The sequence below is a fragment of the Diaphorobacter sp. HDW4A genome (assembly GCF_011305995.1).
Taxonomy (GTDB): domain Bacteria; phylum Pseudomonadota; class Gammaproteobacteria; order Burkholderiales; family Burkholderiaceae_C; genus Diaphorobacter_A.
Genome location: NZ_CP049910.1, coordinates 900,320 through 914,335 on the forward strand (window position 1 = coordinate 900,320; position 14,016 = coordinate 914,335).

Annotated in this window: 12 protein-coding genes; 8 read left to right on the forward strand and 4 right to left on the reverse strand. The window is 59.6% G+C overall.

Features of this window, described 5'->3' with window-relative positions; all coding sequences use genetic code 11:
* The first annotated feature begins 20 nt into the window (after positions 1–20).
* Positions 21–632 carry a hypothetical protein gene (locus tag G7047_RS04015; protein WP_166301068.1) on the forward strand — a complete coding sequence of 204 codons (612 nt, stop codon included), beginning with the start codon at positions 21–23 and terminating at the stop codon, positions 630–632.
* Between the two features lie 127 nt (positions 633–759).
* Positions 760–3,345, forward strand: coding sequence for a bifunctional aconitate hydratase 2/2-methylisocitrate dehydratase (gene acnB, locus G7047_RS04020; protein ID WP_166301071.1), 2,586 nt, complete (start codon positions 760–762; stop codon positions 3,343–3,345).
* 101 nt (positions 3,346–3,446) lie between these two features.
* Here the strand turns inward: acnB and G7047_RS04025 are convergent, their stop codons facing one another.
* Positions 3,447–3,740, reverse strand: a complete 294-nt coding sequence (locus tag G7047_RS04025; protein ID WP_166301074.1) for a hypothetical protein — start codon at positions 3,738–3,740, stop codon at positions 3,447–3,449.
* Between the two features lie 340 nt (positions 3,741–4,080).
* Here G7047_RS04025 and G7047_RS04030 point away from each other — a divergent pair, with 340 nt between their 5' ends.
* From G7047_RS04030 to G7047_RS31395, 3 genes are all read left to right on the forward strand, one after another.
* The gene (locus G7047_RS04030) at positions 4,081–5,352 is read left to right on the forward strand and encodes a hypothetical protein (protein ID WP_166301077.1); all 1,272 of its coding nucleotides are present in this window, start codon (positions 4,081–4,083) and stop codon (positions 5,350–5,352) included.
* A 463-nt stretch (positions 5,353–5,815) separates the two neighbouring features.
* A complete protein-coding gene (locus tag G7047_RS04035) occupies positions 5,816–6,292 on the forward strand; it encodes a hypothetical protein (protein WP_166301080.1) in 477 nt (158 codons plus the stop codon).
* A 46-nt stretch (positions 6,293–6,338) separates the two neighbouring features.
* On the forward strand, positions 6,339–7,340 hold the full coding sequence (locus G7047_RS31395) for an exosporium glycoprotein BclB-related protein (RefSeq protein ID WP_166301083.1): 1,002 nt from the start codon (positions 6,339–6,341) through the stop codon (positions 7,338–7,340).
* A gap of 27 nt (positions 7,341–7,367) precedes the next feature.
* On the opposite strand, the gene G7047_RS04045 is transcribed toward G7047_RS31395, so the two are convergent.
* On the reverse strand, positions 7,368–8,273 hold the full coding sequence (locus G7047_RS04045) for a LysR family transcriptional regulator (RefSeq protein WP_166311866.1): 906 nt from the start codon (positions 8,271–8,273) through the stop codon (positions 7,368–7,370).
* Positions 8,274–8,460: 187 nt separating this feature from the next.
* Here G7047_RS04045 and G7047_RS04050 point away from each other — a divergent pair, with 187 nt between their 5' ends.
* From G7047_RS04050 to G7047_RS04060, 3 genes are all read left to right on the forward strand, one after another.
* Entirely contained in the window at positions 8,461–10,218 is a 1,758-nt protein-coding gene (locus G7047_RS04050) for an acyl-CoA dehydrogenase family protein (protein ID WP_240939363.1), read from the forward strand.
* Positions 10,219–10,261: 43 nt separating this feature from the next.
* Complete coding sequence (locus tag G7047_RS04055; RefSeq protein WP_166301086.1) at positions 10,262–11,248, forward strand: tripartite tricarboxylate transporter substrate binding protein; 987 nt, start codon at positions 10,262–10,264, stop codon at positions 11,246–11,248.
* Between the two features lie 160 nt (positions 11,249–11,408).
* Positions 11,409–12,536: a CaiB/BaiF CoA-transferase family protein gene (locus G7047_RS04060; RefSeq protein WP_166301089.1), complete on the forward strand. Its 1,128-nt coding sequence runs from the start codon at positions 11,409–11,411 to the stop codon at positions 12,534–12,536.
* Between the two features lie 19 nt (positions 12,537–12,555).
* Here G7047_RS04060 and G7047_RS04065 read toward each other — a convergent pair whose 3' ends face one another.
* Both G7047_RS04065 and G7047_RS04070 read right to left on the reverse strand, forming a co-directional pair.
* The gene (locus tag G7047_RS04065; RefSeq protein ID WP_166301092.1) at positions 12,556–12,987 is read right to left on the reverse strand and encodes a hypothetical protein; all 432 of its coding nucleotides are present in this window, start codon (positions 12,985–12,987) and stop codon (positions 12,556–12,558) included.
* Positions 12,988–13,058: 71 nt separating this feature from the next.
* Positions 13,059–13,997: a plasmid replication/partition related protein gene (locus tag G7047_RS04070; RefSeq protein WP_240939364.1), complete on the reverse strand. Its 939-nt coding sequence runs from the start codon at positions 13,995–13,997 to the stop codon at positions 13,059–13,061.
* Positions 13,998–14,016: the final 19 nt, after the last annotated feature.

The following is a 14,016-nucleotide window of genomic DNA, read 5'->3' on the forward strand; positions in this document are numbered from 1 at the left end:
TTTCCTTTGCAGGAGTCCCCATGAAGACCCTCGTCGCTGCCGCCCTGATCGCCATCGCACCCGCCATTGCCATGGCACAAACTGACTCCAAGCCCGCTCAAAAGGCGGCTCCCAAGACTGCGGCGAAAGCTCCTGCGGCCAAGAAGACCACCACGACAGCCGCCAAGAAGACGACTGCAGCTCCCAAGAAGACCACAGCCGCCAACAGCAGCCGCACGCAGCTCAAGAGCGCCGCGACTCAAGTGGCCACTGGTTTTGCCGCCGCCGAAGCCGCACTCTCGCCGACTGAACTGGCGCTGGCCGATACTGTTGCAACAGGCCGCATGCCTTGCGAACTCGGTGCCTTTGTGGACATCGAGAAGGACGTGAACTCCCCTGGCCGGTTCCACGTGAGCGGCAAAAATTTCAAATACCACATGCAGCCCGTTACAACATCCACCGGCGCTGTGCGTCTGGAAGACATCAAGGCCGGCGCTGTCTGGGTGCAGATTGCCAACAAGTCCATGTTGCTGAACCAGAAGCAGGGTCAGCGTATGGCGGATGAATGCATGAACCCCAACCAGGTGGCCGTGGCCGAGGCGATGAAGAAGAATCCTCAGCCCAACCTGCTTGAAGGCTTAAACACGAAGTGAGCCTGTAGTACAGGACTGAATACTCAGGCAGGTTTCCAGAGGCCATTCACGCGATGGTCAGCCAGAGGCTTGCCGGTTGTTGCCCCACAAGATTGATTGAAAACCAAAACCTTCGGAGAAGTAGACCATGTTGAAAGCCTACCGTGACCATGTGGCAGAACGTGCCACATTGGGCATCCCCCCACTGCCATTGGACGCCAAGCAGACAGCCGATCTGATCGAGCTGATCAAGAACCCGCCCGCTGGCGAAGACGCGTTCCTGCTGGACCTGCTGACCCACCGCGTTCCACCAGGCGTGGATGATGCTGCCAAGGTCAAGGCTTCGTTCCTGGCCGCCGTGGCGCACGGTGAAGTCAAGGTTGCGCTGATCTCCAAGGCCAAGGCCACCGAGCTGCTGGGCACCATGGTGGGTGGCTACAACGTGCACCCGTTGATCGAGTTGCTGGACGACGCCGAAGTCGCTGGTGTGGCTGCTGACGCGCTGAAGAAGACACTCTTGATGTTCGACTTCTTCAACGACGTGGCCACCAAGGCCAAGGGTGGCAACGCCAAGGCCAAGGAAGTGATGCAGAGCTGGGCCGACGCCGAGTGGTTCACTTCGCGCCCCGAAGTCGAGAAGAAGATCACTGTCACCGTCTTCAAGGTGCCTGGCGAGACCAACACCGACGACCTGTCGCCGGCTCCCGATGCATGGAGCCGTCCCGACATTCCGCTGCACTATCTGGCGATGCTCAAGAACACGCGTCCCGACGCAGCGTTCAAGCCCGAAGAAGACGGCAAGCGCGGCCCGATGCAATTCATCGACGACCTGAAGAAGAAGGGTCACCTCGTCGCCTACGTGGGCGACGTGGTCGGTACCGGTTCTTCGCGCAAGTCGGCCACCAATTCCATCATCTGGGCGACCGGCATGGACATTCCGTTTGTGCCCAACAAACGCTTCGGTGGTGTCACGCTCGGCGGCAAGATCGCTCCCATCTTCTTCAACACGCAAGAAGACTCGGGCGCTCTGCCGATCGAAGTGGACGTGTCCAAGCTCGAAATGGGTGATGTGATCGACATCTACCCCTACGACGGCAAGATCGAAAAGAGCGGGGCCAAGGTGGCTGACTTCTCGCTGAAGTCTGACGTGCTGCTGGACGAAGTGCAAGCCGGTGGCCGTATCAACCTGATCATCGGTCGCTCGCTGACGGCCAAGGCTCGTGAAGCTCTGGGCCTGCCAGCATCGAACGCGTTCCGCCTGCCGCAAGCTCCTGCAGCGACCAAGGCGGGCTTCACGCTGGCCCAGAAGATGGTTGGCCGTGCAGTGGGTTTGCCAGAAGGTCAGGGCGTTCGCCCCGGCACTTACTGTGAGCCACGCATGACGACGGTCGGTTCGCAAGACACGACCGGCCCGATGACCCGCGACGAGCTGAAGGATCTGGCATGCCTGGGCTTCTCTGCAGATCTGGTGATGCAATCGTTCTGCCACACCGCTGCTTATCCCAAGCCAGTGGACGTGAAGACCCACCGCGAGCTGCCTGCGTTCATCTCCAACCGCGGCGGCGTGGCCCTGCGTCCTGGCGACGGCGTGATCCACTCATGGCTCAACCGTTTGCTGCTGCCCGACACCGTTGGTACTGGCGGCGACTCGCACACCCGTTTCCCGATCGGTATCTCGTTCCCCGCAGGTTCCGGTCTGGTGGCGTTCGGCGCTGCAACCGGTGTGATGCCTCTGGACATGCCTGAATCCGTGCTGGTGCGCTTCAAGGGCGCAATGCAGCCCGGCGTGACTCTGCGCGATCTGGTGCACGCGATTCCTCTGTACGGCATCAAGCAAGGTCTGCTGACCGTTGCCAAGGCTGGCAAGATCAATGAATTCTCGGGTCGTATCCTGGAAATCGAAGGCCTGCCAGATTTGAAGGTCGAGCAAGCGTTCGAACTGTCTGACGCGTCCGCTGAGCGCTCCGCCGCTGGTTGCACGATCAAGCTCAATCCTGACACCATCGCCGAATACCTGCGCTCGAATGTCGTTCTGATGAAGAACATGATCGCCGAGGGTTACGAAGATGCCAAGACGCTTGAGCGCCGCATTGAAAAGGTCGAAGCATGGCTCGCCAAGCCCGACCTGCTCGCAGCCGACAAGGATGCCGAGTACGCGCACGTCATCGAGATTGATCTGGCCGACATCAAAGAGCCAATCGTCTGCTGCCCTAACGACCCGGACGACGCAAAGTACCTGTCCGAAGTTGCTGGCACCAAGATCGATGAAGCCTTCATCGGCTCCTGCATGACGAACATCGGCCACTTCCGCGCTGCAGCCAAGCTGCTGGGCGGCAAGCGCGACATTCCGGTCAAGCTGTGGGTGGCACCGCCCACCAAGATGGACCAGAACGAGCTGATCAAGGAAGGTCACTACGCTGCATTCGGCACCGCCGGCGCACGTACGGAAATGCCAGGCTGCTCGCTGTGCATGGGCAACCAGGCACAAGTGCGCGAAGGCGCAACGGTGATCTCCACCTCGACCCGTAACTTCCCGAATCGTCTGGGCAAAAACACCAACGTGTACCTTGGCTCCGCCGAACTGGCCGCCATCGCTTCGCGTCTGGGCAAACTGCCTTCGAAGGAAGAGTACCTGGCTGAAATGGGTGTGATTGACGCCGACAAGGCCAGCGTCTACCGCTACATGAACTTCGACCAGATCGAAGAGTATGCTGAAGTGGCTGCGAAGGTCTAAGCCTTCCCACGCCAACAGGCACAAATCAGAAAACCCGCCTCGGCGGGTTTTTTGTTGCCTGCTTCATGGGTGAGGCAGGGTGTGGGAGTGCGCAGACGATCTCAGCTCATGCGCACATCGAAATACGCTTCCTCCACCGAAATCCCCTGAAACCCCGCCTGTCGAGCCTTGTCAAACGCCTTGAGCCAGATGCGGGCATGTCTCTCCTGCTCCTGGTTGATTTCTCCGCCTTCGGCAGCATCAGCGTATGCCCGCCAGGCATCCAGCATGCTTTGCTCGTCGGGAAAGAATTTCTCGATTTCGCGTTGAAATCGGGCCTCGGCGCGTTCTTTCAGGGAAAGGTCGATACCGGTGCAGTCCTGCAGGGTGACTTCGATGACGATGGCTACTTCCATGGCTTTGAAATACTGGTTAAATAAACAGTATCAAGTATCCATGGTTACTGTTATTTTGTACAGTTATTTATGTGTCTTGGCGCATTCCAAATCCCGACTTGGCTATCAGGTTGAGTACACTTTGTAATGAATTGCGACGTATCCGGACCATTTTCGACACGAGAAACCGCGTGAGACGGCGTGTTTGCCGGGTGATGCAAACATCCCGGCGCGCTGATGTGACTATCGGTTTTTTGCGGCTTTCTTTTTGTTTTTTCCGAGCCAGTGCCGCTGGTTTTGCGTGTTTCCCCCGCTCATGCAGCTTCCCCTGAATTTCGTCGCCCGACAGAGTGTCTGGGCTTTGGACAATGACGCCGCTCCGGTCCATCTGAAACGTGCCTCGCGCAAGCTGAAAACGCTGCTTGGGCTGGACTATTCGATCGCCAGTGTGACTCGTATCCAGCAATGGCTGGACAGACAGCGCTCGCTGCGCAGCCAAGCCGGGCGCGAGATCTACGTACATGCGCTTGACGGCGACACGTTGATGCTGCTGAGCTTTTATCTGGCCGAATGGATCGGGCGCAGCGTGGGTTCGCCGCCAGTGTGGTCGATGCGGACGCTGAAGCCGGGTTCGCAGGTCTGTATCGTCAACTTTCCTGAATATAGTGCCACAAGCCTCGGGGTGGTCAAGCTCCCTGGCATCGTTGCACATGCTTGGACCACTGAGGGTGCCAATCTCGCCGCATCGCTTGAGCAGCTCATCGACCTGCGGGTGCTGGGCAGTCCCACGCAGTCGCTGAAGCCGCTCCGTGCTGATCGCGATACCGTGTTCCACGAACGCGCCGATGCGCTCGAACCTGTTGTGCGCTCGGCCATGTGGAGCGCACGTCCGCCGACGCTTGAACATGGCGATCCGTTGTCGGGTTATTTCGCCGAGCAGCGCGAACTCTTCGAGCGTGGCCACTTCACCTGTGGAGGGGTGATTCAGGCGCATGCGGATCTGCATAAACCAGAATATGTCGGCCTGCGCATTGCCGAGGTGGTCTACGACCCCGCCAACTTGCTGCGCTATGACGATGTGCAAGCGCTCGCCAAAGCCCTGCGGTGTTGGAGCGAAACGGTGGATGAAGTCGACCTGTCACCGCCAACGCAGGCCCTTCGGACGCATCTGCGCTCGTGCACTTCTCGCATGTTGTCCGAGGATGTGTCATCCAGGCTCTTTGGCTATCCGCTCAAGATCTGCAGCATCTGGGTCGATCAGGAGCATCTGCCCGACGGCATGCTGTCATATCAGGGCGTGCCGTTGGTGATTGCCCCGGATGTCAGCCGCCACGCCAAGCTGCTGCCACATCAGGCGTGGTCAGAAGAATTTCGCGAGGCATGGCTCAGTGAGGGGCAGGCGCGATGGGGCAAGCGCCATGCCATTGCGAAGATGATGGTTGAGGCGCGCGAACAATCTCGCCAGATCGCAGAGCGCATGTTCATGGTGGAAATGGGTCATTTGTCCGTAGCGCATGAAGATGCTGCTGCCTCACTGAGGCATCGTGCGAGGCTACCCTGGCGTTTCGTTGCCATCTTCATTGGAGTAATGTCGCTGGCGCTTTTGGCACGCTGGTTGATCTCGTCAAGCTGATAAATGACTAGCTGCTTTACATTGTAACAATCGTTCACTTTTGAGAATCCTTTGGATACAATTACTGCATCGTATATACATCGCGAGTTGTCGCGGCCTCACCCATGACTTCGTTGAATAAATGCAAAACCCTGCTGGTCTCTGTTTGGGACCACTTTGTGCAGTGGCTTTGAAGCTTTTTCTTGCGGGCACCTCAAGGACCTCATGAGGTGTCCAGCATTCTCGGTGGGCTGCTGTAGACGCATTCTTTCGAGCTGAGGCACCGGTTTTTGCCGACTTTCAGTCGTGCTTCGAGTCCGGCCTCAGTTGATGCCTTCGATATTTGCGGTCTTTGTCTGCCGGTTGTTCTGCATCCCCGAACATGGCGAGTGTCCTGGGCGCTCGGTATCTGGAAAAGGTGACATACATGTCTTCAGATTTCAGTAAGTGCCGTCGTCGTCTAGCTGGGTGGACACCGTGTTTGGTGCTGAGCCTGAGTTCGGTTGTCGGCACATCGGTGCAGGCCGATGTGAATGTACCTTCAGGTTCGCAGATCAATCTGGCTGGCGGCACCATGCAATTAGGGTGTACCGATTTCCTTATCCAAGGCGCTGCCGTGCAGGGCTCGGGAGCCAGCACCACAGGCGTGCGCAATCTCTCAGTTTTGGCGGGCGGTAGTTTGGACATGGCGGGCAGCGCCATTCAACTGGCGCAGCAATATACGAACAACGGCTCTGTCAGTGCGGCGGGCGGTAGCTTGACTCGGGTGGACTCGGTGACCTGTCCGGCGGTGGGGCAGTTGGGCGCGATTCCCATCAACGGAGTGGGGCCTGTGGCTACTGTGGCTGCCGTGCCGACGTTGGGCAGCTTTGCTTTCGGTCTCTTGATGCTGAGCTTGGGACTGATCGGTGGCTTGCGTGCTGCGCGACGTGGCTCTTCGCCGAATCGTCCTTGGCATTGATGCAAGCAGTCTTCCTGAACCTATTTCCTTACTTCACGGAGCATTCATGAAGCGACATTTCCAACTGAATGTGCTGCTGTTTGCCGCGCTGGTCGCCACCAGCGCCTGGTCCGCAGACGACATCACGATCACACCTGCGAGTGGTGCAGGAGTGTCGATCAATTCGGACAGCGGCATCCCTGCGATCAAGGTGTTATCGGGGCAACAAGTGCAGTTGCCGGGCCTGCCCACTGCGGCGAGTTACACGAATGTGGTGTGTCGCGACAGCACGGGGCTGTTGGGTACTTGTGATGTTTCTGCGGTGATTGGTGTCACGGGGCCGGCAGGATCCATAGGGGCAACAGGTGCCACAGGTCCCACTGGAGTGGGCTTGACGGGGGCTCAGGGGATTCAAGGCCTTCAGGGCGTTACTGGAGCGGCAGGAAACACAGGCGGCATGGGCCCGACCGGCCCAACAGGTGCCGCTGGAGACATGGGACCGACGGGGCCCATAGGGGCTGTTGGGGTAACGGGACCGACCGGACCCACAGGGGGGGTGGGAAACGGGGCCATCATTCCGTTTGCATCTGGTGCGCCGATTACCGTGACGACTATTGCCGGGGGATTGGCGGGAGCCTACTCCACGATAGGTTTTGGTAATTCCTCTCCCAGTACAACAATGCTGGGAGCAACGATTGACGCCACCTCGTTTGCTAGCATGGCGTTTTCCGTTCCCAGAGACGGAACCATCACCTCGATCAGTGGGTTTTTCAGCAGTACGGTGGCATTGACTTTAATCGGAACGACAGTCGCCGTCACGGCCCAGCTGTATCAATCCAGCACGCCTGACAATATCTTCACCGCTGTCCCTGGCGCATTGGTGACTCTTGGACCTTCCATGACCGGGATTGTCTCTATCGGAACGATTTCCAGCGGAATGGCTACAGGGCTGGCAATTCCCGTTACGGCGGGAACACGGATGTTGCTCGTCTATTCCATAACCTCTACCGGTTTGGCGCTGATTAACACAGTGATCGGCTACGCGAGCGCAGGAGTAGCCATCAACTGATGATCGTCGCGCAACTGGCCTGAATCATCAATCCAGGGGATGCACTGCAATGTCGTCCACGGCGGTCTGCAAACAGCCCAGCAATGACTGAACCAGCGGGTTCGTCGGCTTGCGACGCCATACCGCGAGCAGTTCCGAGGTGGCTTGATCGCCGACGAACTGACTGAAAGTCACGCGCGGCATGCCCACGCGCTGCAGCGCGGCGGGCACGATCGCCACGCCTTGCCCCAAGGAGACCAGCGAAAGTACGGATAGCCAATGCCGTACTTCGTGTCGGATTTCGGGGGTGAACCCCCGGCTCTGGCACATTTGGTAAATACGTTGGTGATAAACCGGCGACACCTGAGCGGAGAACAGGATCAGCCGTTCATCCTTCAATTCCAACAGATCGATTTCTTTGCGTGACGAAAGTCGATGGCCTTCCGGTATAGCCACCAGAAACGGCTCTTCCATCAGCATTTGGCTGCTGATGTCTTCGGGCGGCTGAACGGAGTGCACCAGACCCAGATCAAGGCGCGCCTGCTGCAACTCCTGCAACTGTTCGGCGCTATTGAGCTCGAGCATATCCACGCGCACTTGCGGGTGCTGTTTCTGAAACGCCTCTAGCGCCTGCGGCACGCCACGATAGAGGCTGGAGCCGACAAATCCCACGCGCAGATGTCCACGCACACCGCGCGCGACATCGGTGGTTTCCTGTGCGGCCTGACTGGTCAGTGAGAGGATCTGCCGCGCGCGTGGCAGCAGGTGCTCGCCCGCTGCGGTGAGGCGCACCTCCTTGCTGTTGCGCTCGAAAAGTTGAGCCTGCACCTGTTCTTCCAGTTGCTTGATGGCGACACTCAGCGGAGGTTGCGAGATGGACAGGCGCGTCGCGGCGCGCCCGAAATGCAGCTCTTCGGCCAGTGCCACGAAATAGCGAAGCAGTCGTGTTTCGATCATCAGGATGCCGATCATGCGGTGTGCCCGCGAAATTTAATAATATTTAAAAGATATTAAACAAGATATTAATAATATTTGACGCGAATCACGGTGGGAGATGAAATAAGGGCATGTACGGTGATTTGGGGCGTTTTGAATCGGCTGTAAGCATCACCTGAACACCATAGGATGGAAGGATACAAACATGCAGGCAATCGAAAAAATGGAGTCGACCAATCGCGTGGCATTTGCCACCGTCCAAGGTGCGACAGGTGCTGTGCACACGCCTTCGGGCAAGCCCGTTGCGAGTAACGCGCATCCAGTGCCGGATCGTCGCGGTGCAAACTTCTACGTCACCGACAGCGAGATGGAGTCGCTGCTCAAGCTCTATCTGCCCGAGGATTTGTTCCTGCACCTGCTGCCGCACCTCACGCGCATGGGCGAACTCGCGGGAGGGCGGCTCGATGATCTGGCGGGCATTGCGGACAAGAACCCGCCCGAGCTCGAGCACCGCAGTCGTTCGGGCGAGAACTTGCAACGCATCATCAAGCATCCGGCCTACGAAGAGATGGAGCGCGTCGCGTATGGCGAGTTCGGCCTGCAGGCGATGTCGCACCGTGATGACATGCTGGGTTGGAAGGGCAAGCTGCCACCCATCGTCAAATACGCGCTGACCTATCTGTTTGTGCAGGCTGAGTTCGGGCTGTGCTGTCCGCTGTCGATGACAGATTCGCTCACCCGCACGCTCAAGAAATTTGGTACCCCGGAGCTGGTGGAGAAGTATCTGCCGCAGCTGTTGTCGCTTGATTGGGATGAGCAGGCCCAGGGGGCCATGTTCATGACCGAGCAGGCGGCGGGCTCCGACATCTCGAACACCGAGACCATGGCTTACCCGAACGCCGATGGGTCGTGGCGGCTGGTGGGCGACAAGTGGTTCTGCTCGAACCCTGATGCCGAATTTGCGATGGTGCTGGCACGCGTCGATGGCGATCCTGTGGGGATGAAGGGTATCTCGTTGTTCCTGCTGCCGCGCTATTTGGACGATGGCAGCACGAATCAGTACCGGATCATCCGTCTCAAGGAAAAGCTGGGCACGCGCTCGATGGCAAGCGGCGAGATCACGCTCGAAGGCGCAAGGGCATGGCTTGTCGGAGAACGTGGTCGCGGTTTTGTGCAGATGGCCGACATGGTCAATAACTCGCGCTTGTCCAACGGTGTGCGCTCCGCCGGCATGATGCGTCGCGCGGTGGCCGAGGCGGAATATGTCGCGCACGCACGCATCGCCTTCGGTAAGCGTTTGGAAGACATGCCGCTCATGCGCCGCCAGATCGACAAACTGCGCGTGCCGGCCGAGCAGGCGCGCACCATGGTGTTTCAGACCGCGCAGACATTGGCACGCTCTGACGCGGGCGACAAGGAGGCCTACGCGCTGCTACGCATCCTCACGCCGATGATCAAGTTCCGCGCCTGCCGCGATGCGCGCAAGGTCACCGGCGATGCGATGGAGGTGCGGGGCGGCTGTGGCTACATCGAGGAGTGGAGCGATCCGCGCCTCGTGCGCGATGCGCATCTGGGCTCGATCTGGGAAGGCACGAGCAATATCGTCGCGCTCGATGTGATCCGCGCGATCAAGCGTGAGGGCTCGTTGCCGGTGTTGCAGAAATACCTGTCTGGACTGCTGTCCGAAGCGTCACTCAAACCGGGCTATGAAAAGGTCTTGCGCGAAGCGCTCTCGCGTGCCAGCGCGCTCGCCCAGAAGGTGGCGGAGCAGGGGCTGGACCAGCTTGCGCGCCAGGCTGCGACGGCGCTGTATTGCTGCACGACCTCCATCGCCATGGCGTGGGAGGCTTCAAAGACCGGCTCCACGGAACGCATGCGACTGTCGCAACTGGTGGTGGTCCATCGCTTGCTGCCGCGTGATCCGCTCAGCGATGAAGGTGTGATACCGGCGGCGTGGTCTTGAAAGATCGCCACAGACTTCCAACAAAAAAGCAGGAGACAGACAGATGTTCAAAAAGCGTCAATTCATTCTGGCGATGACCGCCGCTGCGGCAGCTTGTCTGCCGATGGCCAAGAGCTTGGCCGCCGAGAAATTTCCCGAGCGCACGGTGATGTTCGTCGTGCCCTTCCCGCCGGGTGGACCGACCGATGCCATGGCGCGCGTGCTCGCCGTAGAGCTCGGCAAGGAACTGGGCCAAAGCGTGATCGTGGAGAACAAGGCGGGCGCGGGCGGCAACATCGGCGCAGAATATCTCGAGCGTGCCAAGCCCGATGGCTACACCATCATGTTCGGCACCTCGGGGCCGCTGGCGATCAACCAGAGCCTCTACAAGAAGATGGGCTACGACCCGCGCACGAGCTTCGCGCCCATCATGTATGTGGGCTACCTGCCCAACATTCTGGTGGTGCGCGAGAGCCTCGCGGTGAAGACCGTGCCCGAGCTCATCGCGCTCGACAGGGCCAAGCCCAATAAGCTGAGCTTCGCCTCGTCGGGCAATGGGGCATCATCGCATCTGGCCGGCGTGATGTTCAACGAACTCGCGGGCACCACGCTGATGCACGTGCCCTACAAGGGCACGGGGCCTGCGCTCAACGATCTGCTGGCGGGACAGGTGGACATGACTTTCACTGATATCCTCACCGCGATGCCGTTCATCAAGGCCGGCAAGGTGAGGGCACTTGGTGTGGCGACCGCCAAACGCTCCACCGCGATGCCCGATATTCCGACGATTGCCGAGCAGGGACTCAAGGGCTACGACGTGAGCGTGTTCTTTGGCGTGGTCGGCCCCAAGGGCATTCCAGCCGATCGTGTGCAGGCACTCAACCACGCGTTTGCCAAGGCACTTGATTCCGACAGCGTGAAAAAGGCCTTCGCGGCTCAAGGTTTGGAGCGCGGCGGAGACACGACGCCTGCTTATCTCTCGAAATTCATAGCCTCCGAAGTGGAGCGCTGGAGCAGCGTGGTCAAAAAGTCCGGCGTGACGCTGGACTGATGCGCAACGGGCAAACGGGCAACTCGATTCTCGAAACGGCACAAGGAGATACGGTATGGCAGATTCTCTGCGGGCTGTCGACTGACTTGGTGAAAACGGCACGGAGCGCCAGACAGTGGCAAACTGAATGGTCGATGGAAAAGAAATCAGGAGAACAAAGATGACCCAGTTGCCAAGCGCGGGCGCGCTTCAGGGCTTGCGTGTGCTCGATCTCTCGCGCATTCTCGGTGGGCCGTTGTGCGGTCAGATCCTTGGCGACCATGGTGCTGACGTGCTCAAGGTGGAACCGCCGCAGGGTGACGACACGCGCACCTGGGGACCTCCGTTTCGCGACGGCGTGGCCTCGTACTACTATGGGCTCAACCGCAACAAGCGCATCCAGTTCCTTGACCTCGCCAAGCCCGAGGGCCAGCAGCGTGTGCGCGAACTCATGGCCGAGGCCGACGTGGTGGTCGAGAACTTCAAGATCGGCACCATGGAAAAATGGGGCATAGGCTGGGAGCAGATGCAGCGCGAGTATCCGGCGCTCATCTGGTGCCGCGTCTCGGGCTTTGGCGAAGATGGCCCGCTCGGCGCATTGCCCGGATATGACGCTGCCATCCAGGCCATGGCAGGCATCATGAGCGTGAATGGCGAAGCTGGCGGAGACCCGCTGCGCGTGGGACTTCCGGTCGTCGACATGGTGACCGGCATGAACGCCGTCATCGGCGTGCTGCTCGCGCTGCACGAACGCGCGCGCAGCGGCAAGGGCCAGCTCATCAACGCGTCGCTTTATGACTCGGGCATTTCGCTGCTGCACCCACATGCGGCCAACTGGTTCATGAACGGCAAGATCCCGCAGCGTACCGGCAACGCGCATCCCAACATCTATCCGTATGACGTGGTGAACACCGGCACATCGCCCATCTTTCTCGCAGTGGGCAACGACCGCCAGTTCAAGCTGATGTGCGAGCATCTCGGCCAACCCGAACTGGGCACCGATGAGCGCTTCGCCACCGCCGGTCAGCGCTCGGTGAATCGCGTTGCGTTGAAAGCGCTGCTGGAGCAGGCCCTCGCCACCCGAGACTGCGTGCAACTCGCTGACGAACTCATGTCCATCGGCGTGCCTGCTGCGCCGGTGCTCGACGTTGAGCAGGCACTGGAAGCACCGCATACACAGCACAGTGAAATGGTGATCCAGATGGGTGAGTACCGAGGGCTGGGCGCGCCGGTGAAGCTCAGTAGAACGCCCGCGACGTATCGGTTTGCGCCGCTGGCGGAGGGTAGGGATTTTCTGAAGGATAAATGAAGGACTGGTTGCCGTCTGATCAAGATTCGTCTGCGGACTTCTTGAATTCGCGCGTGGCATCAAGCCGCGCTTTAAGACTCTCAATGACTTCTTGCGCTGCCATTCCGCCACCGTCGTCGCAGGTTCGTTGGATCGCGTGCACCCCACGTTGAGCGAATGTCCATTGCTGTACGGTCTGCAATGTCACGCGTGGACCAAAGCTGCTGCTGTTGCTGAGAGTCGCGTTGTGATGCGCGATGATCTGTTGGGAAGACAGCGCAGCATTACCTGCGCTGGTGTGAGCGTCCTCCAGAAGCACGACTGGAAAACCAAGACGCAAGGTGCACAGGACTTGTTGAACATCGATGACGATCAGGGCGATCCCTGTACGCGGGGTGGTCCAATGGATGAATGGGCATTGTGACCATTCCCAGCGATCAGTGTGAAGCGTATCGAGCAGAAAAATGGACACAGTTGACTCACGTCGGTTGTGTCCATGGTGCGCCCAAACTCTGCAGTGTCAGGGCCGCAGGCCCAGAGACATCAAGCCTGCTCAGCCAACAAATCCTGCAGCGCTTTCACCTGCTGGCGCAGGCGTTCGTTTTCTGACTCCAGCTCGGTCACGCGCTTGCGCAGTTCGTCTACGGAGGGTGCTGCGTCAGCTGATGTTTCCGCGTCGTCCGCAGAGGACTCCATGGCTTCTGCCTTGGGCTTCTTCTTGGAGTCACGCACGCGCTTGGCGGCGGCCTTGAGTTCCTGGGCCCCGCCTTGAGCGGCGGCGGCCTGTTCGGACTGGGGCAGGGAGGACACCACGGCGGCGGCGTTGAGCGAGAGTTCGCCGGACTTCACGGCGGCCACCACTTCGGGGGCGGCGTTTTCCTGAATCGTCTCGATCATCTTCACCTGGCTTGCGGTCAGGCGGGCCGCGCGGGCGAGGGACTCTCGGGTGTCTAGCGTATCGTCCGGCACCTTGGCCACGCTGGCGAGCGCCTTGGCTACGACGGGGTCGGTATCGCCTTCCCATGGGGCCTGTTCGCCGCCGTTGGCTTCCTTGGCCTCGGCCTTGGCGGCGACGACTGCGGCGGCCGCTGCGGCGCGGCGTTCGGCGATGATTTCACGCTTGCGCAGGGCGAGCACGCCGCGCTGGAATTCAGAGACGCTGCGGCGGCCCAGATGCTGGTCGATCATCCACAGGTGCACGTCTTCCATGCTCTTGAAGCGCGTGTTCTGGATCGTGTTGAAGCTCAGGCCGTTTTTCTCGCAGATGCCGAAACGGTTGTGACCGTCGATCAGGATATTGCCCCACAGCACCAGCGAGTCGCGGCAGCCTTCGTCCATGATGCTGCGCTCGAGCGATTCGTATTCGTCAGGCGTGAGCGGGTCGATGTAGGCCTTGAGTTCGGGCAGCACGACGATGTCGTCGGCCGTCGGGTTTTCGAGTTTGTTGTCGGGGTTGGCGTTGGCAGGGAGTTCGTAAGTCATTGCAGCAAAACAAAGGACA